Source organism: Streptomyces sp. NPDC048258, assembly GCF_043201995.1.
GTDB lineage: Bacteria > Actinomycetota > Actinomycetes > Streptomycetales > Streptomycetaceae > Streptomyces.
The window spans coordinates 91892-113276 of the sequence record NZ_JBICZH010000014.1; the positions used below are offsets into that span (position 1 = coordinate 91892).

General features: G+C 73.2%; 15 protein-coding genes. 3 read left to right on the top strand and 12 right to left on the bottom strand.

The window, feature by feature from the left end:
* Positions 1-151 precede the first annotated feature (151 nt).
* The 3 genes from ACGFYQ_RS28415 to ACGFYQ_RS28425 all read right to left on the bottom strand — a co-directional run bounded on the left by ACGFYQ_RS28415 (position 152) and on the right by ACGFYQ_RS28425 (position 5081).
* Complete coding sequence (locus ACGFYQ_RS28415) at positions 152-1108, bottom strand: polyprenyl synthetase family protein (protein WP_393748693.1); 957 nt, start codon at positions 1106-1108, stop codon at positions 152-154.
* 275 nt (positions 1109-1383) lie between these two features.
* On the bottom strand, positions 1384-4236 hold the full coding sequence (locus tag ACGFYQ_RS28420; protein WP_393748695.1) for an AAA family ATPase: 2853 nt from the start codon (positions 4234-4236) through the stop codon (positions 1384-1386).
* Positions 4236-5081: a metallophosphoesterase family protein gene (locus ACGFYQ_RS28425; RefSeq protein WP_393748697.1), complete on the bottom strand. Its 846-nt coding sequence runs from the start codon at positions 5079-5081 to the stop codon at positions 4236-4238. Before ACGFYQ_RS28425 ends, ACGFYQ_RS28420 begins: the two co-directional genes overlap by 1 nt.
* Positions 5082-5370: 289 nt before the next feature.
* Between ACGFYQ_RS28425 and ACGFYQ_RS28430 the strand changes: the two genes are divergently transcribed.
* Together ACGFYQ_RS28430 and ACGFYQ_RS28435 are read left to right on the top strand one after the other, a co-directional pair.
* Complete coding sequence (locus ACGFYQ_RS28430) at positions 5371-6102, top strand: 4'-phosphopantetheinyl transferase (RefSeq protein WP_393748699.1); 732 nt, start codon at positions 5371-5373, stop codon at positions 6100-6102.
* A gap of 393 nt (positions 6103-6495) precedes the next feature.
* Entirely contained in the window at positions 6496-7536 is a 1041-nt protein-coding gene (locus tag ACGFYQ_RS28435) for a LuxR C-terminal-related transcriptional regulator (protein WP_393748701.1), read from the top strand.
* Positions 7537-7571: 35 nt separating this feature from the next.
* On the opposite strand, the gene ACGFYQ_RS28440 is transcribed toward ACGFYQ_RS28435, so the two are convergent.
* The 8 genes from ACGFYQ_RS28440 to ACGFYQ_RS28475 are packed head-to-tail and all read right to left on the bottom strand — an operon-like array spanning position 7572 to position 18542.
* Complete coding sequence (locus ACGFYQ_RS28440; protein ID WP_393748703.1) at positions 7572-8426, bottom strand: 4'-phosphopantetheinyl transferase family protein; 855 nt, start codon at positions 8424-8426, stop codon at positions 7572-7574.
* Positions 8423-8659, bottom strand: a complete 237-nt coding sequence (locus ACGFYQ_RS28445) for a phosphopantetheine-binding protein (protein WP_393748705.1) — start codon at positions 8657-8659, stop codon at positions 8423-8425. Before ACGFYQ_RS28445 ends, ACGFYQ_RS28440 begins: the two co-directional genes overlap by 4 nt.
* Positions 8656-10635, bottom strand: a complete 1980-nt coding sequence (locus ACGFYQ_RS28450) for an HAD-IIIC family phosphatase (protein WP_393748707.1) — start codon at positions 10633-10635, stop codon at positions 8656-8658. Before ACGFYQ_RS28450 ends, ACGFYQ_RS28445 begins: the two co-directional genes overlap by 4 nt.
* A gap of 7 nt (positions 10636-10642) precedes the next feature.
* Entirely contained in the window at positions 10643-11662 is a 1020-nt protein-coding gene (locus ACGFYQ_RS28455) for a 3-oxoacyl-ACP synthase III family protein (RefSeq protein ID WP_393748709.1), read from the bottom strand.
* Positions 11659-14613 (bottom strand): type I polyketide synthase, encoded by a 2955-nt coding sequence (locus ACGFYQ_RS28460; protein WP_393748711.1) that lies wholly within the window; start codon positions 14611-14613, stop codon positions 11659-11661. Before ACGFYQ_RS28460 ends, ACGFYQ_RS28455 begins: the two co-directional genes overlap by 4 nt.
* Positions 14613-14933 carry an acyl carrier protein gene (locus ACGFYQ_RS28465; protein ID WP_393748713.1) on the bottom strand — a complete coding sequence of 107 codons (321 nt, stop codon included), beginning with the start codon at positions 14931-14933 and terminating at the stop codon, positions 14613-14615. The genes ACGFYQ_RS28460 and ACGFYQ_RS28465 overlap by 1 nt, the downstream gene beginning before the upstream one ends.
* Before the next feature lie 37 nt (positions 14934-14970).
* The gene (locus tag ACGFYQ_RS28470; protein WP_393748715.1) at positions 14971-16725 is read right to left on the bottom strand and encodes an acyl-CoA dehydrogenase; all 1755 of its coding nucleotides are present in this window, start codon (positions 16723-16725) and stop codon (positions 14971-14973) included.
* Positions 16719-18542, bottom strand: coding sequence for a fatty acyl-AMP ligase (locus tag ACGFYQ_RS28475; RefSeq protein WP_393748717.1), 1824 nt, complete (start codon positions 18540-18542; stop codon positions 16719-16721). The genes ACGFYQ_RS28470 and ACGFYQ_RS28475 overlap by 7 nt, the downstream gene beginning before the upstream one ends.
* A gap of 165 nt (positions 18543-18707) precedes the next feature.
* Between ACGFYQ_RS28475 and ACGFYQ_RS28480 the strand changes: the two genes are divergently transcribed.
* Complete coding sequence (locus ACGFYQ_RS28480) at positions 18708-19673, top strand: ACP S-malonyltransferase (protein ID WP_393748719.1); 966 nt, start codon at positions 18708-18710, stop codon at positions 19671-19673.
* Between the two features lie 107 nt (positions 19674-19780).
* Here ACGFYQ_RS28480 and ACGFYQ_RS28485 read toward each other — a convergent pair whose 3' ends face one another.
* Positions 19781-21379, bottom strand: a complete 1599-nt coding sequence (locus ACGFYQ_RS28485; RefSeq protein ID WP_393748721.1) for a PQQ-binding-like beta-propeller repeat protein — start codon at positions 21377-21379, stop codon at positions 19781-19783.
* Between the last annotated feature and the right edge of the window lie 6 nt (positions 21380-21385).

Below are 21385 nucleotides of genomic sequence, written 5' to 3' on the forward strand. Positions count from 1 at the left end.
CCAGGCCCAAGGCATCCGCCGAGCCCAACGCGTCCGCCGGACCGGAGGAGTCCGCCGGGTCCGAGGAGTCCGCCGGACCTGGTCCGGCCCTCGGCGCCGTTGCCGCCGGCGGCGGAATCCGGCCTCGGCGCAGTGCGTCCAGGGGCGGGGTTCACTCGCAGCCGGCCACCCGGCGGGCGAAGGCGGCGAGTTCGGTGCGCCACCGGGGGTCGACGGGGGCTCCGGCCACGGCCTCGTCCGCGCGCGCCAGGAGTCCGGCGATGGTCTCCTCGGCCCCGTCCCTGGCCCGCGCGTCGAAGAACACGTCGCGCAGGAACTGGGCGTCGCCGTCGAAGCCCGGGCCGCCGCGCAGGAATCCGCGGATCCGCCAGGCCGCGTGCAGGTCCCGCGCGTACTCCTCGTACGTCTCGCGCAGATCGTCCCGCCCCGCAAGCGAGGCGCCGATCAGCAGCGCGTGCCGCAGCCCGTACCAGCCCGCGCCGCAGCCGCTGCCGCAGCCCTCCAGGCACTGCCCCGGCCAGGCGTCGTCGAGGTACTCGGTCGCGGCGGCGGCCTCGGTGTGCGCGCCGATCGCCCGCTCGGTCCGCAGGTCGTCCCACAACTCCCAGGCCTCGTACGGGAGCCGGACGGCCAGCCGGTCCCCGTAGGCGAGCGCGAGATCGCCCGCGAGCACGGCGGTCCCCTCGCCGAACCGGCGGGACTCGCCCCGCCAGCCGTTGCGCTCGTGCTCGGCGGCGTGGCTGACGTGCAGGGTCGGGATGCCGCGGCGCAGCGGCGCGTTGTCCCGTACGTCCTCACGGATCATCAGGCAGGTGTCGAGGAGTTCGAGCGCGGCGGCCGCGGCCACGGCGTCCTCGCCGTCCGGATCGCCGCCCGCCGCGAGGTATCCGGTGAGGCAGATGACCGGGTGGGCCCGCTCGGCCCCGGCCTGGACGAGTTCGGCGACGCCGGCCACCAGGACGGCGCTGCGCGGGTCGGAGGTACGTCGGTTGCGGTGCTCCTCGGCGAGCAGTCGGGCGAGGCGCTCCTCGACCCGGTCGAGCATGGCGTCGCGCACCTGTCCGGGCGTGGCCGTGCGCCACGGCTGGTCGTGCGTGGGTGTGGTCATGGTGCCCTCCCTGGTGGGCTGCGGCTCATGACCGAACCGTCCCGCACACGGCTCGCGAGGGGCCAGCGGGGAGGGCTCACCTGAGCGGACCCGCGGGGAGGCGGGGGCCAAGTGCGCCAGTTGTCTGCCAGGGGAGGGCGGGGACGGGGCGGGCTTGCCATGACCTTGCTATCCCGCGACGCACCGCCGCCATGGCGAGGGCGCGGGGCTCAGGCGCGGGCTCGGACTCGAACGCGGACTCGGACTCGGACTCGGACGCGGATACTGACGCGGGCTCAGACGAACTCCGCTACGCCCAGGTGGAAGTCGACCGGGAGGGCCTGTCGGCCGGGGATCTCCAGCTTGCGGTAGACGCGGGTCAGGTGCTGTTCCACCGTGCTCACGGTGATGTAGAGCTTCTGGGCGATCTCGCGGTTGGTGTGGCCGTGCACCGCGAGCAGGGCCACCCGCTTCTCCGACTCGCTGAGGCTCGCGACGAGGTCGGCGTGCGGGGTCTCGGCCGTCTCCCCCGCGTCGGGGCCCTCGCCGGTGTGGCCGGGGAGGATCTTCACGCACAGGGACTCGGCTCCGCACTCCCTGGCCACGTGCCAGGCCCGGCGGTTGACCATGGCGGCGCGGGCCGGCTCGCCGAGCTCCCGCAGCACCTGGCCGAAGTCGCCCATGGCACGGGCCAGTTCGTACTGGTCGCCCGAGCGGTGCAGATCGTCCACGGCCTTGGCGAGCATCGCCTGCCGTTCCTTCGGCTCGCGCAGGGAGGCCCGCAGCCGCAGGGACATGCCCCGCACCCACGGGTCGGCGGCGTCCCGGCTGCTGAGCTGGTCCGCGAGGAACCGTTCGGCCTGGCGCGCCTCGCCGAGCCGCAGCAGGGCCTCCGCCGCGTCGGTCCGCCAGGGCAGGAGCCGCGGCCGGTCCAGGCCCCAGCGCTTCATGTGGCGGCCGACGTCGAGGAAGTCGCCGAGCGCCGCGTGGAAGCGGCTGGTCGCGAGCGCGTACTGGCCCCGGGCGCGCAGGTACGCGAGTCCGTGGATGCTCCCGGTCAGCTCGGCGGGGACGGGCCGGCTCAGTACGGCCGCCGCCTCCTCGGGCCGGCCCATGGCCGTGCAGGCCCGGACCAGGGTCCCGGCGACCCCGCTCAGCAGGACGCTTCCGCCGCGTGCGGGGACGGCCCGCAGAACGCCCTCCGCGGTCTGGGCCGCGCCCCTGAGGTCGCCCAGGCGCATCCGGGCCTCGGCGAGCAGGCCGGCGAACACCGCCTGCCAGCCGGTGGCCCCGCGCTGGGTCGCCTGGAGGACGAAGGACTCGCACCAGGGCAGCGCCCGTCCGGCGCCGTCCAGGTACAGGAGGGTGCGCAGTGCCTGCACGACCGGCTCCACGGTGCCTTCGGCGAGGGTGGCGCCCCGGAGGAAGAGTTCGGCGGCCTGGGCGGCCGCGCCTTCGTCCGTCTCCACCGGGAGGGCCCACAGGGCCGCCGGGTGGACGGGGGTCCTGGCCGGCCGGCCGGCCGGGGGCGGTCCGGCCTCGGCCGGTGTGCCACGGCGGTTGGAGGCCGCCCACTGGGGGAACGCGGAGAGTCCGTCCAGGGGGTCGTCCCCGGGGATGTCGCCCGGTCTGCGCTCCGCGCCCGGGTGCCGCCCGCCGGCGGCCGCCAGCCGTTCCAGTACGTCGGCCGACTCGTCGATCCGGCCCTGGGCGGCCAGTACCCGGGCCAGCGGGCCCATGGCGTGCGGTCCCAGCGTTCCGGCGGCCAGGGCGGAGAGGGGTTCGCGCAGGTGGCGTTCGGCCGCCGCCGGGTCGGTGCGGCCGGCGACGACGCTGAGTTTGACGGCGAGTTCGGCGCGCCGCGCGTCGTCGGGGCTTGCCTCCTGGGCGAGTCGGAGGACGGCCGCGGCCTGCTCGAGGGCTCCGTCGGCCACGTACTGGTCCGCGGCGGAGCGCAGCACGGGCAGGGCCCATTCCTCGGAGGTGTGGCGTGCGCCGAGCAGTTGGTCGGCGACCGCCGTGTCGGGCGCGCCCGAGGCGCGGGCCAGCAGGGCGGCCTCCCGGTGCAGGGCCGCCCGGGCGGCCGGGTCCATCCGGTCGAGTACGGCGGCCCGCGCGGCCGGGTGACGGAACCCGTGACCGCCTTCGGCGGCGAGCAGGCCCGCGGCGTCGAGCGCGGCGAGGGCCCGGGCGACGGCGGCTTCGGCGGTGCCGGTCAGCCGTGCGAGGTGCGCGGCGCTCGCGAGGCCGTCGAGTACGGCGATCGCCTCGGCCAGTTCGGTGGTGGCGGGCCCGCAGCGGTGCAGGCAGGCGAGTACGGCCTGGGCGTAGGCGTCGCCGGGGCGGCTCCGGGGGTCCTGGAGCAGGGAGCGCAGCAGCAGCGGGTTTCCGCCGGTGGCCCGGTGCAGCCGCTCGGTCTCCGCCTCGGTGCGGTCCGGCAGCATGGCGCGGACGGCCTCGGGGGCGAACCGTTCGAGCCGCAGTCGTACGAAGTGGGGCAGCCGGAGCAGTTCGGTGCGCAGCAGCGGGTCGTCGCCGCGTTCGTGCACGGACTCGGCGAACGCCAGGAGGATCCTGGCCTGTCGGGTGCCGCGCGCCAGGTGCAGCAGGTAGCGGCTGGAGAGCTCGTCGACGTGGTGCAGGTCGTCGACGCAGATCACCACGGGTGCGGCGGTGCTCAGTTCGCGGACGGCGGCGGCGAAGACCTGCATGGCCTCGACCCGCCCCACCTCGTCCGGCGGCGGCGGGAGGGCTCCGGCCGGCGCGTCGGCGGCCAACTGGCGCAGGACGCCCAGCGGATGGCCGCGTTCGGCGGCGGTGCCGATGGCGCGCAGGACGGCCGCGCCCCGGGTCTCGGCATGGGCGGCGACGGTCTCCAGGAATTCGCTCTTTCCGCAGCCGACCGCGCCTTCGATCAATAGTAATCCGGCATTTCCTTCGGCACAGCCGTCGAGCAGTGCATGTGAAAGAGAAAGTTCCTCGGCACGCCGGAACAACACCATAGGGTCCCCCAGTGTCCCTTTTCCGTGCGTTCCGGGAAGGACCGCGAAAATCGGAAAGAGGGATGGTCGAGCATTGCTTGAGCGGGAATTCAAGATCAGTGTAGGCTCGAAATCCCGCTCCCACGGTGTCCGGAAGTTGCCAGACATCAATCCCCGGCCGGGGCTCCGGGGAAGATCCGGCGCGGGACGTCGCGCGGGTGGCCGGGCCTGCGCCACTCCCGCGGGTAGCCCACGGACACCTCTTCGAAGCGCACGCCGTCATACCACGTGGTGCGCGGGATGTGCAGGTGCCCGTAGACGACGGCCGCCGCCCGGAACCGGGTGTGCCAGTCGGCGGTGAGCTCGGTGCCGCACCATTGGGCGAACTCGGGGTGCCGCAGGATCCGGGTGGGGTTCCTGACCAGTGGAAAGTGGTTGACGAGCACCATGCGCAGGTCGGGGTCGCAGGCGGCGAGGCGCTGTTCGGTGACCGCGACCCGGGCCCGACACCAGGCCTCACGGGACGGGTACGGGTCGGGGTGCAGCATGAACTCGTCGGTGCACACCACCCCGGCCTCGTACGCCTGCTCCAGCGCCTCCTGCCGGGTGGCCGCACCGGGCGCCCGGAAGCTGTAGTCGTACAGCAGGAAGAGGGGGGCCACGACGAGCGGTCCGCCCGGTCCCGACCAGACGGGGTAGGGATCTTCCGGAGTGTGCACGCCGAAGGAGCGGCAGATCTCGACGAGGTGCCGGTAGCGCGCTTCACCACGCAAAGGCACCGGATCGTCGCGCAGCGTCCAAAGATCATGATTTCCGGGCGCCCACACCACGGTGGCGTAGCGCCGGGTGAGCAGGTCGAGCACCCATCGGAGATCGTCGGGCGACTCGCCCACGTCGCCGGCCACGATGAGCCAGTCGGCGGGACTCTCCGGATACAGCTCCTCGACGATCCGTCGATTCTCCCGGAATGCGACGTGGAGGTCGCTGATGCCCATGAGGTTTCCGTGCGGCATTCCGCGAGGATGGACGACGGACCGTGCGGTGTACACCCCTGTGCATCCCCTCAACCGCCGTTGGGCGTACGGCCCTTGGCGCATGACAGGTGGATGGCAAGGCCGGCGGGGGCGGTGCCAGCCTCCCGGCAGGAGGCGCTCCCCGGGGACGGCGGATGGCAGCGGCCTGGGAGGAAACCGGGTGCGCGGGGGCCGATCGGGGCGGGCGGCGCCTTCGTTCCTGGCCGGGGCGGGGCGGCGGCGGCAGCGTGGGAGCTGTCAGACCGACCCATCGACCCGGGGGAATGCCGTGCTCACGAAGCTCCTGCCATCGGATGTCGCGACCGCCGAGTCCACCGTCGACCCCGACGGCGTATTCCTCTTCCCGGAGGAGGAACTCCTGATCAGCAACGCCGTGCCGAAGCGGCGGGCGGAGTTCGGGACCGTGCGGTGGTGCGCCCGGCGGGCGATGGGGACCCTCGGGGTGCCAGCGGCGCCCGTGGTGCCGGGGCGGCGCGGGGTCCCGCAGTGGGACGCCTCGGTGGTGGGGTCGATGACGCACTGCGCGGGCTACCGGGGAGTGGCGCTCGCCCGCGCCTCGGAGTTCGCCGCGGTGGGCATCGACGCGGAGCCGAACGCTCCGCTGCCGGACGGGGTGCTGGAGTCGATCGCGCTGCCCCAGGAGCTGCGCCGGACGCGGGAGCTGGCCCGGGCGGTGCCGGAGGTCGCGTGGGACCGGCTGCTCTTCAGCATGAAGGAGGCGGTGTACAAGACGTGGTTCCCGCTCACGGGCCAGGAGCTGGACTTCACCGACGCCCTGGTCACCGTCGACGCGGGACAGGAGACCTTCCGGGCCCGGCTGCTGCCGGACCCCGGGTGGCTCTCGCCGGACGGGCCCACCGCGTTCAGCGGCCGCTGGTCGGCGGACGAGGGCGTACTGCTCAGCGCCATAGCGGTGCCGGCCGCGCGGCCGGCGGACGCCGCCGGGGCCCGGACAACGCGAAGCGCTCCCCCCATTCACCGTGCGGGGAGCGCTTGCTGAACCGGATCACCTGCGGGGTTCGGTCATCCCCAGCGGTCGTCCTCCGGGGTCGTGCCGTACCCCTGGTCGGCCCCGTCGGGACCACTGACTGCGGCGGACTGGGCGGATGTGCTCGGCAGAACCGGGCCCGACATGAACTGCACCCCCATAACAGACATGACCATACCCGCCAGTAAGGTCAAGTAAATCGAGGAGAATTTACCGGAAATTACCCTCACGACTCCCCCAGTCGAAGATCGAGATTAACTCCGCCGGCACACCTTCGCCCGATTTTTCCGGCTTTGGCGCCCCTGGTGATGCGAATAGAGTGCTTGATATCGATCATTCGCGCCAAGGGCCTTACGCTGGCGTAAAGTTACGTGGCAGCAATTACACCGATCAGTGGGGGCTGGCATGTTCGCAGGGGAGGGCCCGGATTCAGGGTTCGCCGAGCTGGATGACATCAGCGCGGCGGCGTACGGTCTCGCGGTCGAGTGCGGCCGCTTCGTACGCGAGAAGATCGCCGAGGAGCTGTCGCTGACACCCGCCGAGATCGCGCGGGTGGAACAGGTGCTGTGCGGGGTCCGCCTGCTGCAGTCCATGCCGGGCCATCCGTCCGAACTGACCCCCGTCACACCCGATGTGGCGGCCGCGTCCCTGGTGGCACCCGCGGAGCGGCACATCCGGGAACTCCAGCAGGCGGTGACCGACGTCCGGGCGAAGCTGCTGTCCCTGACGCCGCTGTACTTCGAGGGCCGCCGGCTGCGCAACCGCCTGGAGGCCTTCGACATCATCACCGATGTCACCCGGATCCAGGCGATGCTCAACCACCTGAGCCAGAACTGCAAGAGCGAGATGCTCACCGTCCAGCCCGGCGGCGCACGCCCGGCGGAACTGCTCGAAGAGGCACGGGAGTCGGCGCTGTCCACCCTGGCGCGCGGCGTCCGGATCCGGACCATCTACCAGCACACCGCGCGCAACGACCTGCCCACCCGCTCGTACGTCCGCGACGTCACCCTCCAGGGCGCGGAGATCCGTACCGCCGACGAGGTAATCGACCGGCTGATCATCTACGACCGGGAGGTGGCCTTCCTGCCGGAACGATCCGCCCGGGACAGCGCACCCGGGGCGGCGATCGTGCGCGAACCCACGCTCGTGGCGTTCCTGTGCTCCGTCTTCGAGTACCTGTGGGACGGCGCGTCCCCGTACGTCGTGGAGTCCCAACGGTCCCCCGCCTCCTCCGACGAGCTCAAGTGGTCGATCATCCGGCTCATGACCAAGGGCTACAAGGACGAGATGGTCGCCCGCCGGCTCGGCATGTCGGTGCGCACCTGCCGCCGCCACATCGCCGAGATCACCGAGGAGCTGGAGGCCACCAGCCGCTTCCAGGCGGGCTACAACGCCGCCCGGCTGGAGATACTCTCCGGTGGTCCGGCCGCGTCCTCCTTATCGTGAATCCCGTGGTGCACACCTGAACCCGGCGGTGCTCGTCACCGCCCCGGGTCCTCCTCCAGCGCCTCCGTGATCGCGTCCACGCAGTCCTGGTCCAGCATCGTCGTGACATGGGCGTCCTGGAGCCGGCCGAAGCCCGCGTCGTAGACCGCGGCGCTGACGACGTAGCCACCGGTCAGCGGGAAGGTCCGGAAGATCCACTCGTCCCCGGTGCCGGCCGTCCCGTCAGGCCGCTGGACCCGTACCGGCCTGCCGTCGGGACCGAAGCCGAACTCGGTGAAGCGGAACTGCATGCCCTGGCCGATGGCCTTGCTGTAAGCCTCCTTGAGGGTCCACAGCCGCACGAGCGCCCCGTTGCGCTCCTCCTCCGGCATTCCGGAGAGCAGCACCAGCTCGTAGGGCGTACAGATGTGGCGGCCCAGACCGCTGCCGTACATCTCCCGGTCGGCGCGCTCCGCGTCCACCCCTATCAGGCCGCAGGTCGTCAGCCCCACGAGGAGCAGGTCCTCGGTGTGGCTGAGGCTGATGTCGATCTGGTCGCAGCCGCGCAGGTACGGGCGGCCGGTCGGCCCGTAGGCCAGTTCCAGGTCGGCGGGTTCGCTGGCGAGCACCGCGCCCGCCGCGTACTTGAGCAGCATCCGGGAGGCGATGTAGCGGTTGCGCACGTCGGCGTGCGTCAGGTCGAGGTAGCGCGTCCAGTCGCGGCCGAGCAGTTCGCGCAGCCCGTCGCCGGAGGGCAGGACGGGCTCCAGGTCCTTCAGCCACGCGTAGACCAGCGCGGTCCCGTGGGTGGCGAGGTCCTCCCTGACCCGGTCCCACGAGTCCCCTCCCGGGACCACGGCGACGGGCTCACCGAGCGGCGGGCCGAGCGTGGGGCTGCCCGGGGCGGTCATCCGTACTCCTTCACCAGCGTGTGGATGTCCCTGAGGCTGTGCGCCTCCAGCAGACGGTGCACCGGCACCCGGTGGCCGGAGTCCTCCAGGAGGGCCAGCAGCCGGAGCAGGTTGAGCGAGTCCCAGCCGGGCAGGTTCACCAGAGCGGTGTCCGCGCCCGCGGGGATGTCGAGGTCCAGGCCGAGGTCGTCGCGGACCGTCCGCAGGAACGTGTCGAGGCTGTCGAGGCTCATCCGCCGGCCTTCTCCCAGGATTCGGTGATGCGCACGTGGCCGGGGACTTCCGGCACCCGCGCCAGGTCGTGGTGGAACTCCACCGGCCCGTCCGCCACCGCCCCGTCCGCCATCGGCCCGTCTGCCACCGCCCCGTGCCCGGCCGCGCGGGGCCGGGCCTCCGTGAAGCCGCAGGACGGGTAGAAGTCACGGACGCGGTGGTTGCGCGGCGTGGGCACGTACCGGGCCGTCACCGCGGACAGACCCAGGTCGCGGGCCCGGGCCAGCAGTACCGCGAGGCAGGCCTGTTCGACGCCGCGGGCGAGCACGCGGCAGCTGAGCCACATGTTGTCCAGGTGCAGCTCCCCGTCGGCGAAGGTCCCCAGCACCGCTCCGACCAGGCCGTTGTCGCCGAACCGGTCCGAGGTGCGGGCGGCGAGCAGCAGATGCCGGTCCGGGTCGGCGGCGAGCGAAGCCAGCTCGGACTCCTGGCGGCCGCCGCCGGTGAGGTTGAACTGGTTGGTGCGCAGGGTCAGCTGGGACAGCCGGGCGAACTCGTGGGGCCGGGGCGGGCCGAGCTCGACGCCGACCCCGAGGGCGCGCAGGAACTCCTCGTGCGAGCCCGAGCTCTCGTGCAGGGCCCGGCGTTCGCGCTGCCGGTGGTACTCGCCGGTCCTGGCCCGGTCCTCGTCGGTCAGCCGCAGGGTGTCGAACCAGCCGTCCGCGAGGAGCCGGGTCACGTGCAGCGCGGGCTCCTCGTCGAGCGGTACGACGGCCACCTCGGGCGCGCCGAAGCGCACCTGGGCGCGCTCGGCCGGCGAGTCGTCGGCGAAGACCAGGGCGTCGGTGGCGATGTCCAGCCGGTGCGCGATGTCGGCGAGATTGCCGTCCTTGGGCTGCCAGTTGGCGTTGATCCGTACGAAGTCCTCCTCGCGCAGCACGAGATCGGGATGGCCGCGCAGTGCCGCGAGGACCGGGCCTTCGTCGTTCTTGCTGCTCACCGCGAGGAGCACGCCCTGGGAGCCGAGCTGTTTGACGCACTTCTGGAAGGCGCCGAACGCCTCCCCCCGCAGGGTGCCGGCCGCCGCGACGCCGTCGGGTCCCCGTTCGCCGAGCACCCCGTCCCACAGGGTGTTGTCGAGGTCGAGCACCAGGCACTTGCGGGTCATGCCGCGCAGGGCGCGGGCCAGGTGAGCGACCTCGCGGGCGTACGCGGCGAGGAGTTCGGCGCCGAGCTGAACCTTGGCGTAGCGCGCCAGGCGCGGGTCGGTGACCGGTCCGCCCTCGCCGACCAGTGGTTCGAGGTCGATCACCACGAGGCGGGGGGCGGACTCCGTGAGGCGCAGCAGGCGGGCGTTGAACTCCCGCCAGACGGCGCCGAGCAGGGCCCGGGAGCGGTGGTCGAGGAGCTGGTGGCTGTGGGCGCGCGGCAGCGGGACGGTGTTGAGCACCAGGGTGCCGGGGGCCCGGTCCGCGAGCGCGGCGCACCGGCGCAGCACCTCCTCCCCCGCCGCTTCGACGTCCTCGGCCCGCCACACCGCGGGGACCTCGCAGAACAGGGTTTCCGCGTCGAGCAGGCACAGTGTCAGATCCGGTGCGGCCTCCCGAAGTTCGCCGCCCGGGCCGGTCAGGTCGCGCAGGTAGGTGCCGTGCTCGCCGAGGACGGGCCGCAGCAGCATTCCGTGGCGGGCCAGTTCGCCCGTGAGGGGGTCGACGACGTGCCCCACCGTGGACTGGCCGGTGACGGCCACCGTCACGACGGGTGTCCGCGGATGGTGGGCCAGCACGGCATCGTGGTCGAGGCCGGCGAGCAGCCGCCCGGCAGCGGCGGCGCCCGAGGGCGTGCCCGCGCCGCCGGCCCCGCCCGCGCCAGCCCCTCCGCCGCCGGACCCGCCCGGTCCGCTCTCGTCCGCGAGCAGCGCCGGTACCTGGTCGTACACCTTCTCCAGCAGGCCCCGCGTGCGCAGTTCGCGCAGTCGGTCCAGTCCCTCTCTCATCGACGCCTCACACCTTCTCCAGGGCGAACCCGGCTCTGATCCACCTGCTGGACTCCACGCACAGGGCGAGTGCGCGCTCTCCCGTGGAGAACGCCGGCAGCAGCCGGTCGAGTTGCAGGAACGGCAGGGCGTTGCCCGTGTTGCCGGTCTCCGAGACGCAGGAGATCTCCCGCGCCGAGGTGGCGGGCAGCCGCTCCAGGATCCGCGCGGTCATCCGCCGGGACAGCTGGGGCGGCAGCAGGTAGCCGATGTCGTCCAGGCCCCATCCGAGCCCGCCGAGCAGCTCCCAGAGGATCTCCACGGAGATCGACGGCACGTGCTCCTCGATGGCCTTGTAGTCCTCGGCCAGCATCCGCCGTTCCGAGTGGCGGTCGGTGGTCCCGTACCAGTCCAGCACCTGGCCGGGCGGACGGCCCTGTCCGGTCCAGGAGTTCAGTACCGCCCGTACGGCCACCCGCTCGCCCTCGGGCTCGTCGGTGAGGACGGCGGCGCCGGCCCCGTCCCCGAACAGGACGTGGTTGACCAGTTCCTCGGTCGGCAGCCGGGCGGTGTCCCGCCGGGGCGACAGGAAGCGGTGGGTGACGTCCCCGCCGAGGATCAGGCCCGCCCGGCGGCCGCCGCGGATCAGGGTGCGGCCGAGGTCGAGAGCCTGGATCGCGCCGGAGCAGCCCGACTGGAGCTGGAAGACGGGCAGATGGCCCAGGCCCAGCCGGTCGGCGACCTCGCTCGCGGTGGTCGGCAGGAGCAGGTCGGGGGTCGCGGTCGCGAGGACCAGGAACTCCATGTCGGCGGGGTCGAGCCCGGAGGCGTCGACGGCCTGCGCGCCGGCCTCGGCGCACAGGTCGGCCAGCGAGCCGCGGACCTCCCCGGTCACCGGGTCCCAGCCGAAGTGCCGGGTGCGGGTGCCGACGAAGATGTCGATCCACTCCTCGCTCACCCCCAGAAGCCGGCCGAGCGCGGTGTTGTCCACCGGGTCGCCGGGCAGCGCCGTACCGGTCGCCGCGAGGTAGACCGCGGCGGCCGTCACGCCGACCTCGCGGTGATCAGGTCGCCGAGGAACTCGGCCAGCGAGCCGACCGAGTTCAGCGCGGGCAGCATCTGCTGGACGGACACCTCGCCGACGCGCGGCAGCCGGGCCTCCACCCGGTTCTTGAGCTGCATGATCATCACCGAGTCGAAGCCGAGGTCCTCGTGGAAGCGTGCCTCGCGCACCACGCGCTCCGGGGGGTATCCGCCGACCTCGGTGACCGCTTCGACGACCGCGAGCAGCACCGGGTCGCCGGCGTCGCGGGCGGGGGCGGGAGCCCGCCGCTCCGGCCGGCCGTCCGGCCGGCCCTCCTCTGCCGGAGCCGGAGCCGGGAGCACGGCGGCGGGCGCCGGCGTCCGCCGGCCCCAGTAGCGCTGCGCGGAGGAGAACACGTACGGGCTCAGCGGCTCGACGACCCGGTGCTCAGGGGCGTACAGCTCCTCCCAGAGCGGGTCGAGTCCGCAGCGGTGCAGCGCGGCGACGGCCTCGGCCAGGTCCCGGCCGGTCGCCCCGGGGCCCGGGGCGGGGTGCAGGAGCTCCGCCCCCGGCGCCCGCCCGCCCCGGGCGGCGATCTGCAGCAGCTGCGTGCGCGGGCCGATCTCGATCAGATGGGTGGGGGCGATGTCCGAGACGAGCGCTCTCAGCGCGGTGTCCATGAGCACGGGCTCCTCTATCTGGTCGGCCCAGTAGCCGGCGTCCATGGGTTCGTGGTGCAGCATCCGGCCGTACCGGGTCGAGGCCACCGGCACGGCGGGCGGCGCGCACCGCACCTCGGCGGTACGCAGCCCGGCGGCGGCCGGGGCCGTCAGGGCCGAGTGGAAGGCGTGGGAGACCGGCAGCTCCCTGACCCGTACGCCGCGCCCGGTGAGCTCCTTGCCGATCCTGGCCAGGACGTCCAGGGGCCCGGAGAGCACGGTGTCCGCGGGGCCGTTCAGTGCGGCCACGACGGCCTCCGGCTCCGCCGCCAGGATTCCGGCGAGCTCCTCGGGACCGGCGGCGGCGGCAATCATGCCGCCGCCCGGGGGCAGTTCGCCGATCAGCGCGCCACGCCGGACCACCAGCCGGGCGGCCTCCTCCAGGCCGAGGGCCCCCGCGGTCACGGCCGCCGCATACTCGCCCAGGCTGTGGCCGAGGACGGCGGCCGGGGCGACGCCGAGCGAGGTGAGCGTACGGGCCAGGGCGTAGCCGACGGCGAACAGCGCGGGCTGCGCGAACTCGGCACGGTGCACCCGCTCGTCGCCGCCGAGGATCAGTTCGCGCACCGAGGTGCCCAGGGGACCGGCGAGGGCCGCGTCGGCCTCGGCGAGATGACGGCGGTAGGCGGCCGACTCGCGGTGGAGTTCCGCCGTCATGCCGGGGTACTCGGTGCCCTGCCCGGTGAAGAGGAAGGCGACGACGGGTCTGCCCCACGGGCGGCCGGCGCTCCCGGGGCCGTCCTGGGCGGCGGCCCGGCGCAGTTCGGCCACCAGCTCGTCGGTGTCGCGCACGGTGACCGCGAACCGGTGCGGCAGGCCGGTCTTGACCCGGTTGCTGCTCCAGCACAGGGCCGCGGCGCCGCCGCGCGGACGCCTGGCGACCGCGTCGGCCTGGGCGGCGAGGTTGCGGCGCAGGGCCTCGGGGGTGTCGGCGCTGACGGTGAACACGCCGACGGCCCCGCCGGCGGTGCCCGTACGGGCCCGGGCGGCGGCAGCCGTGCGGTGGGGCTGCCGGGGCGCCGTGCCCAGGATCGCGTGGGCGTTGGTACCGCCCATCCCGAAGCTGCTCACCCCGGCGAGGCTCTCCCCGCGCGGCAGCCGCATCGGGGACTTCAGCAGCCGCAGGCCCCGGTCGGCGAGCCGCAGCTGCGGGTTCTCGCGGTCGGCGAAGGGGCTGGCGGGGACGACGCGGTGGTGCAGCGCCAGCGCGGTCTTGATGAGTCCGGCGATCCCCGCCGCGCCCTCGGTGTGGCCCAGGTTGCCCTTGACGGAGCCGAGCGCGCACGGGGTGTCGCGCGGGACCCCGTGCACCGCGCCGAGCGCCGCGCACTCGATGGCGTCGCCGAGTACGGTCCCGGTGCCGTGCCCCTCCACGAAGGCGACGCGGTCCGGGGTGACGCCGGCCCGCCGGTACGCGGAGTTCAGCACCCGTTGCTGCGACCAGCGGTTGGGGGCGATGACCCCGTTGCTGCGGCCGTCCTGGTTGACGGCGCTGCCGCGCAGTACGGCGTAGATCCGCTGCCCGTCGGCAGCTGCGTCGTCCAGCCTGCGCAGCACGACCAGGCCGACGCCGTCGCTGCGCCCGATCCCGTCGGCGTCGGCGCTGAAGGGCTTGCACCGGCCGTCGGCGGCGGCCAGGCCGAGCTGTCCGTAGACCATGCCCAGCGAGGGCGACAGCACGATGTTGACGCCGCCGGCCAGGGCGGTGTCGCACTCCCCGGCCAGCAGGGAGGTGGCGGCGAGGTGGACGGCGACGAGCGAGGAGGAACAGGCCGTGTCGACGGCGAGGCTCGGCCCGGTGAAGTTGAAGTGGTACGAGATCCGGTTGGCGGCCATCCCGGCGCTGCTGCCGGCGCCGAGCAGCGGGGTGACGCGCGCGAGGTCGCTCATGGTGAGGCGGCCCCATTCGCCGCCCATCATCCCGACGAACACGCCGGTCTCGGTGCCGGCGAGTTCGCCGGGGGCGCGGCCGGAGTCCTCCAGGGCGCGCCAGGCGCAGGGCAGCAGCAGCCGCTGGTGCGGGTCCATCGCGGCGGCCTCGCGCGGGGTGACGGAGAAGAAGTCACTGTCGAAGACATCGACGTCGTCGAGGAAACCGCCGCTGCCGCTGACAGCGGGGAAGTCCTCCGCTTCCCAGCGCTGTCCGGGTACGGGGCCGATGGCGGCCCCGCCCCGCAGCAGCAGGTCCCAGTACGCCTGCACGCCCGCCGCCCCGGGGAACGCGCAGTCGATGCCGACGATGGCGATGTCCCCCATCAGCGCTGTTCCCGCGCGGACGGCTCGGTGGCGGCGAGGACCGCCGACAGGTGGCGGACCAGGCTCTCCACGGTCGGGTGGTCCCACAGCAGGGTGGGCTCCACCTCCAGGCCGAACTCGTCCTCCAGGTCTCCGCACAGGCTCAGCGCGGCCACCGAGTCCATGCCGTACTCGGCGAGCGGCACGGTCGGGTCGATGGTCTCGGGAGCCCTGCGCAGGTAGAGCGAGAGGCGGGCCGACAGCCACTCGTGCGGCGGTACGCCGACCGTGGTCGCCGCGGCCGCCGTGGTCGCGGTGTGCCGGCTGGTGGGAACGGTCATCGTGGGACTCCTTCGGTGCGTACGGCCCGGGCCCCGGTCAGCCCGGGATGGGGGTGGAGTAGAGGTCGTAGCTGATCTGCGTGCTGAAGCGGAGCTGCACCTCGTGCCGGATCCGGGTCTCGCACTCCGGCGGCAGGTCGGCCACGCGCGTGCCCAGCCGGCGGGCGATGTGGTGCAGCGCGGCCGCCGCCCAGCATGGGTCGGCCAGGAACGGGTCGGGCCCGTACCGGCCCTGGTCCCACAGGCCCAGTACGGCGGCCGCGGCCAGCAGCAGCGCGTACCGGTCCATGAGCGCGAACCTCGCGGGCTGCGCGGAGGCCGCCGAACCCGCCGCCTCCAGCCTGAGCACCCGGCCGCGTACGTCCCGGAACTCCTCGACGAGCTGCCCGGCGAGCGTGCGCAGGGCGCGCTCGACGGGACCGCCGCCGTCGATGCCCGAGCTGACGGCGAGCATCGTCGCGGTGAGGGAGTCCCGCCCGCACGCGAGGCTGAGCCGTTCGGTGCGCAGCGGCGGCAGGTCGCCGTGCAGCCGGAACAGGCCCGCGGGCGCCTCGTCCTCCAGGAACCACGAGGTCTGGGCCAGCCGCGGCATCTGGGGGATGACCGTGGCCTGGCAGGCGACCGTACCGGCGTGGCCGAGGCTGAGCACCGGTACGTCCCTGACGTGCTTCTGGAAGATGCCGAGCGTGCCCTCGCGGGTGTAGAAGCCGGAGCCGAGGACGATGGACAGGTCGTACATGGTCTCGGTGAGCACCCGGGGCAGCAGGTACTTGAGCGCCGCCGAGTAGACGCTGGTCTCGGCGGGCAGCAGGTGCAGGGCCCTGGCAGCGACGACGGCGAGGCTGTCGTACAGCAGCAGGTTGACGAAGGCGCTGGTCAGTGCCGCGCCGGTGCGGCTCCCGTCGATGCCCCGGCCCTGCCAGCCGCCGGAGTGCTCCCGGTCGAAGCGGACGGCCGTGCGCAGGCTGGTGTCGAGCGCGGCGACGGCCGACGCGGCGATCACCGTCCGGCTGATCTGGAAGGAGCGCAGGGCGGTCTCGATGCCGCTGCCCTCGGGGCCGAGCAGGGCGGAGCCGGGCACCGGGCAGTCGTCGAACTCCACGCCGGCGAACCGGCAGCCGCGCAGGCCCACCGGCGTGCGGCGGGCCGTCACCGCCGCGCGCGCGTCGGTCAGCTGCTCGGGTTCCAGCAGCAGCACCGAGTGGCTGCGGCTGCCGGGTGCGGGGTCGGTCCGGCAGAACAGGACCAGCGCGCCGGCCCGCTCCAGGTTGTTGACGAGGGGCTTGCCCCCGCTGATCAGATAGCCGTGCGGGCCGCGCCGGGCGGTGACCTGGCTGCGCACGTAGTCGTTGCTGTGGGCGGTCTCGTGCTGGGCGATGGCCGCCTTGCCGCCGTCGCGCAGCAGCCGGGCCAGCCAGTGCCGCTGCCGGGAGCTGCCGGCGGTCCAGACGTCGGAGGCGGCCATGAAGGTGGTCATGCCGTGGCCCATGGCCAGGCCCACGTCCCGGCGGAAGACCGGGCGCATGATCCTGACCAGGGTGTCCATCCCGTCGAGCCGGCCGCCCAGGGCCTGCGGGATGTACTCGTCGGTGATCCCGAAGTCGTCGAGCAGGGCCTCGCCGGCGGCGAAGGGCACCGCGGCCCGGTCGGCCTCCAGCAGCGCGGTGTAGCCGACCGGGTTGGCGGGGTCCGAGGGGTCGCCGAGCAGCGACTCCAGGGCGGCGACCCGGGTCCGCACGGCGCTCTCGCGGCGGTGCGCCACCGCCTGGTCGCCGAGGAGGGCTGTCACCACCTTCTTCCTCCGTCGGCTCCTTCCGGCCGCAGCAGGTCCTCGCCGAACAGCACGTCCTCGGAGCGGGCCAGCGCCCACACGTCCGGGGTGAGCACCTCGTACTCGCCGCGGACCACGCCGTCGAGGAAGAGCTTGCGCATCAGGGTGCGCTGCACCTTGCCGCTGCTGGTGCGGCGGACGGCGCCGGGGCGCACCAGCAGGATGTTGCCGGCCGGGATCTCGAACTCCTTGCCGATCAGGGCCTGGATCTTCTGCGCGACGGTGCGCAGCTCCTCGCTGCCCGCTCCGCGCACCTCCTGGACGAGGACGAGGTGCTCCCGTCCGGCGTCCACGGAGAAGGCGGCGCCCACGCCGAAGGTCAGGGCGGGGCTGACGGTCCGCGCGGCCCATTCGACGTCCTGCGGGTAGACGTTGCGGCCGTTGATGATGACGACTTCCTTGAGCCGCCCGGTGACGAACAGCTCGCCGTTCTCGAGCATCCCCAGGTCGCCGGTGCGCAGGAAGTTGCTCTCCTCGTCGTTGAGGCTGGCACGGAAGGTGCGCACGGTCTCGGTGGGCCGCTGCCAGTAGCCGCGGGCCACGCTGTAGCCGCGCAGCCAGATCTCGCCGACCGCGCCGGGCGGGAGTTCGTGGTGGGTCAGCGGGTCGACGATGCGGACTTCGACGTCGACGGGGGCGCCGCAGCCGACGAGGGTCTGGACGCGCTCGGCGCCGGTGGCCGAGGGTCCGGCGCCGATCACCCGGTCGCGTTCCAGGGCGGTCTTGTTGAAGTCCTTGCGGACGTGCGGGGTGCCGGGGACGCCGCCGGAGACGACCAGGGTCGCCTCGGCCAGTCCGTAGCAGGGACGCAGGGCCTCGGGGCGGAAGCCGGCCGGGGCGAACTTCTCGGCGAACTCGTCCAGGCTCTCGGGGCGTACCGGTTCGGCTCCGTTGAGGGCGAGGCGCCAGCGGGACAGGTCCAGGGCGGCGACCTGCTCGTCCTTCACCCGCCGCACGCACAGGTCGTAGCAGAAGTTGGGGCCGCCGCCGACGGTGACGCCGTACTCGTCGATGGCCTGGAGCCAGCGCAGCGGGCGCTTGACGAAGGACAGCGGGGTGACCTGGACGCTGTGGCTGCCGAGCCAGACCGGGTGCAGCAGGTGGGCGACGAGGCCCATGTCGTGGAAGTACGGCAGCCAGCTGCCGAAGCGGTCCTCGCGGGTGGTGTGCAGCACCTTCTGCAGGGCGGCCTGGTTGGCCAGCAGGTTGCGGTGCGAGACGGTCACACCGCGCGGTTCGGAGACCGAGCCGGAGGTGTACTGGAGGAACACGAGGTCGTCGGGGCGGGCGGTGACGGGCCGCCAGGCGTCGGCGTCGCCGATGCCGGGGACGTCGGTGACCACGCAGGCCGCGTCGGGACGGGAGTTGCGGGCGAGCCAGAGCGCGACCTCGGGCGCGGCGGACGTCTCGGTGAGGACCACCCTGGCGCCGGTGTCCTTCAGGACGGCGGTCGTGCGGTTGAGCCGCTTGTCGCGGCCGGCTTCGCCCGGCATCGGTACGGGGACCGCGACGGCGCCGGCGTAGAGGCAGCCGGCGAAGGCCTTGAGGAACTCGACGGTCGAGGAGTAGACCAGCAGCACGGGCTGCTCGGTCGCGCCGTACTCCTGGAGGCAGGCCGCGATGCGTCTCGCCTCCCGGTCCAGCTCCCCGTACGTGAGGTGTTCGGCCTGCGCTCCGCCGACCGTGTCGCGGAGGAAGATGTGCACATCCTCGTCGGCGAGTTCAGCCGTCCGAACGCGGAGCAGTTCGGTGAAGGTGGCGAAGCGTGACTCTGACATCCGCGGCATCCCCTCGCGTCTGCGGGCCCGTGGATCTGCGGACCTCGTTTACCGGCGATCCTCCGCGCGTATCCTTAAGGGGCGCTTGCGCGACCGGCGTTCGGAGTCCCCCTTAGGGGGCGGCAGGGGTGCTCGGCGCGCGGGCGGGCGGGCCACCCTCGGGCCATGGACACTCACACCGACACCGGGGCGCCGCGGGAAGCGGCGATCGTCTTCCCCGGTATGCAACCGACCGCCTTCTCCGAGGTCGCCCGGTTCATGCTGGTCAACCCGTACGCGCGGGAGCTGCACGCGATCGCCGACGACGTGCTGGGCTTCTCGCTGGCCGACCGGTACCAGCAGGCCGACGGCGACTACTCGCTCTACGGGCAGATCTCGTTCGTGGTGAACTGCCTCGCGCTGGCGCGGTGGGCGACGGACCGGCTGGAGATCGCGCCCGCGTACGTGACGGGGCCGAGCTTCGGCGCCCGGGCCGCCGCCGTGTACGCCGGAGTGCTCGATTTCGCCGACGCCGTACGGATGACCGCGCGGCTCGCCGACACGATGGAGGACTACTTCGCACACGAGCACCCCGCGCTGGTGACCCAGTCGATCGCGCGGGTGCCGCAGGACAAGGTCGCGCTGCTGCGCCGGGAGCTCGACGAGCGCGGCGAGTGGAACGACGTGTCCTGCGTCGTCGACCACGACTTCACGATGCTGACGGTGCACGAGTCGGTCCTCGACTGGCTCCAGCGGCGGATCCGTTCGCTGGGCGGGATGTCGATGTACACGATGAAGCCGCCCATGCACTCGTACCTGTTCGGCGGGCTGCGCGACCGGGTGGATTCCGAGATCTTCGACGGGCTGGCCTGGTCCGAGCCGCGGCTGCCGGTCGTCGCGGACCAGGACGGCCGGGTGGTGACCACCGGCGAAGGGGTGCGCGGGATGCTGCTGGACGGTTTCGTGCGTACGGTGCGGTGGCCCGACGTGGTGTCCACGCTGGAGGGCGCCGGAGTCGGCCGGCTGTACGTCTCCGGGCAGGACGGGCTGTTCACCCGTGTCGCGTGCACCACGCGCGCCTTCGAGGTGGTGCCGGTGACGCCCAGGTCGGCGATGCGGCCGGTGCGGCGGCGGCTGCCCGCGGCGGCCTGACGGCCGGCCGGCGGGCGGCCTGCCCGGCCCGCCTGACATGCGGCGCACGGACGACGGGAGGGGCCGGTACCCAGTGGGTACCGGCCCCTCTCACGTGTGCCGTCCGGTCACTTGCCGTCCACCGTGAAGGCGTAGAAGGTGCCCTCGGTGAGGCTGCCGGTGGTTCCGCCGCCGTTGGCGAAGCGGGCGTAGCCGTTGCCCCAGTAGACGGTGCCGTCGACGACCGCGGGCCCCGCGTTGGACGAGTACGGCGCGGTGAAGTCCCACAGGTAGGCGCCGGTCGCCGCGTCGAGCGCGTACATGCGGCCGCTGGTGGAGCCGCCGAAGACGACGCCGTTGGCGGCGGTCAGGGCGCCCCAGGCGAAGCCGTCGGTGCGGTCCGCGACCTGCCAGAGGATCTTTCCGGTCTGCGGGTCGAGCGCCGCGAACGAGCTGCGGGTCGTCGTGGTGCCGTCGGCCAGCTGGTAGGACAGCTTGTTGAAGTTGGCCTCGGCGATGTAGATCCGCTTGTCGTCGTTGGCGGTACCCCATTCGATGCCGCCGATGTGGCCGCCGGGGCCGGCCGCCGCGCTCCAGACCACGGCTCCGGTCTCCGCGTCCATCAGCCAGTACTCGCCGCTCTTCTCGCCCGCGCCGATCACCTTGCGGGGGCAGCCGTTCGGGCCCTTGATGGTGAACAGGTGCGCGCCGTCGCCGAAGTCGTAGTCGTAACCGGGGTTCGGCGGACAGTTGTTGGGCGGGAAACCGGGGAGGCAGCCGGTGTTCCAGGCGTCGAAGCGCTTGGCGCCGGTGTTCCACTTGACGCGGCCGGTCGTCATGTCGAGGGCCAGCACCGTGTCCACGTAGTTGTCCGGGGTGTAGCACTCGGCGGGGGTGTGGCCGGCGGTCTGGCAGTCGCTGACGGACTGCGGGACGGTGTAGTTGTTGCCGGTGGTGAAGTACACCGTGTTGGTGGACGGGTCCAGCGCCGGGGTGCCCCATACGGCCACGCCGCTGTAGCCGCCGGGCTTGCCGCCGTTGTCGGGGGTCGTGTACTGGCGCCACAGGAGGTTGCCGGTGGCGGCGTCGATGGCGTTCACGCTGCCGCGGAAGGTGCAGCAGGGGTACGCCGGGTCGAGGGCGCCCTCGGACTCGCGGGAGGAGACCCCTTGGTAGATCACGCCTTCGTGCACGACGGGCGACTGGGTCAGCACCGCCTTGTACTGGGTGTCGATCTCCCGCTTCCACACCAGGTTGCCGGTGGCGGCGTCGACCGACATCAGGACGGCCTTGTTCCAGTCGGCTATGTAGAGCTTGCCGCCGACGAGGGTGGGGCTGGACCGGGAGACGGAGGCCGGGTCACCGGTGTAGTCGGACACCTTGCGCGACCAGATCGGACGGCCGGTCTTGGCGTCCACCTTGTGCAGGTAGCCGCCCCAGTCGGGGAAGTACACGGCCCCGCCGACCACGGCCGGGGTGGCCGACACATCGCCGTGGGTGGCGTACGTCCACTTGGCCTTGAGGCGGCCGACGTTGCTCTTGCCGATCGTCGTTTCCTGCGGGTTGACGCGGCTGTTGCGGATGTCGTGGCCGCCGGTCGGCCAGGACGACGGGGGCAGGGCCGCGCTGGTGGCCGGCGCGGAGAACAGCGCGGCGGTCAGTGCGAGTACGGCGAGCAGCGCGAATCTGCGGACCACTCCCTGCCGGGACCGGGGTCTTGTGCGCATGGGACT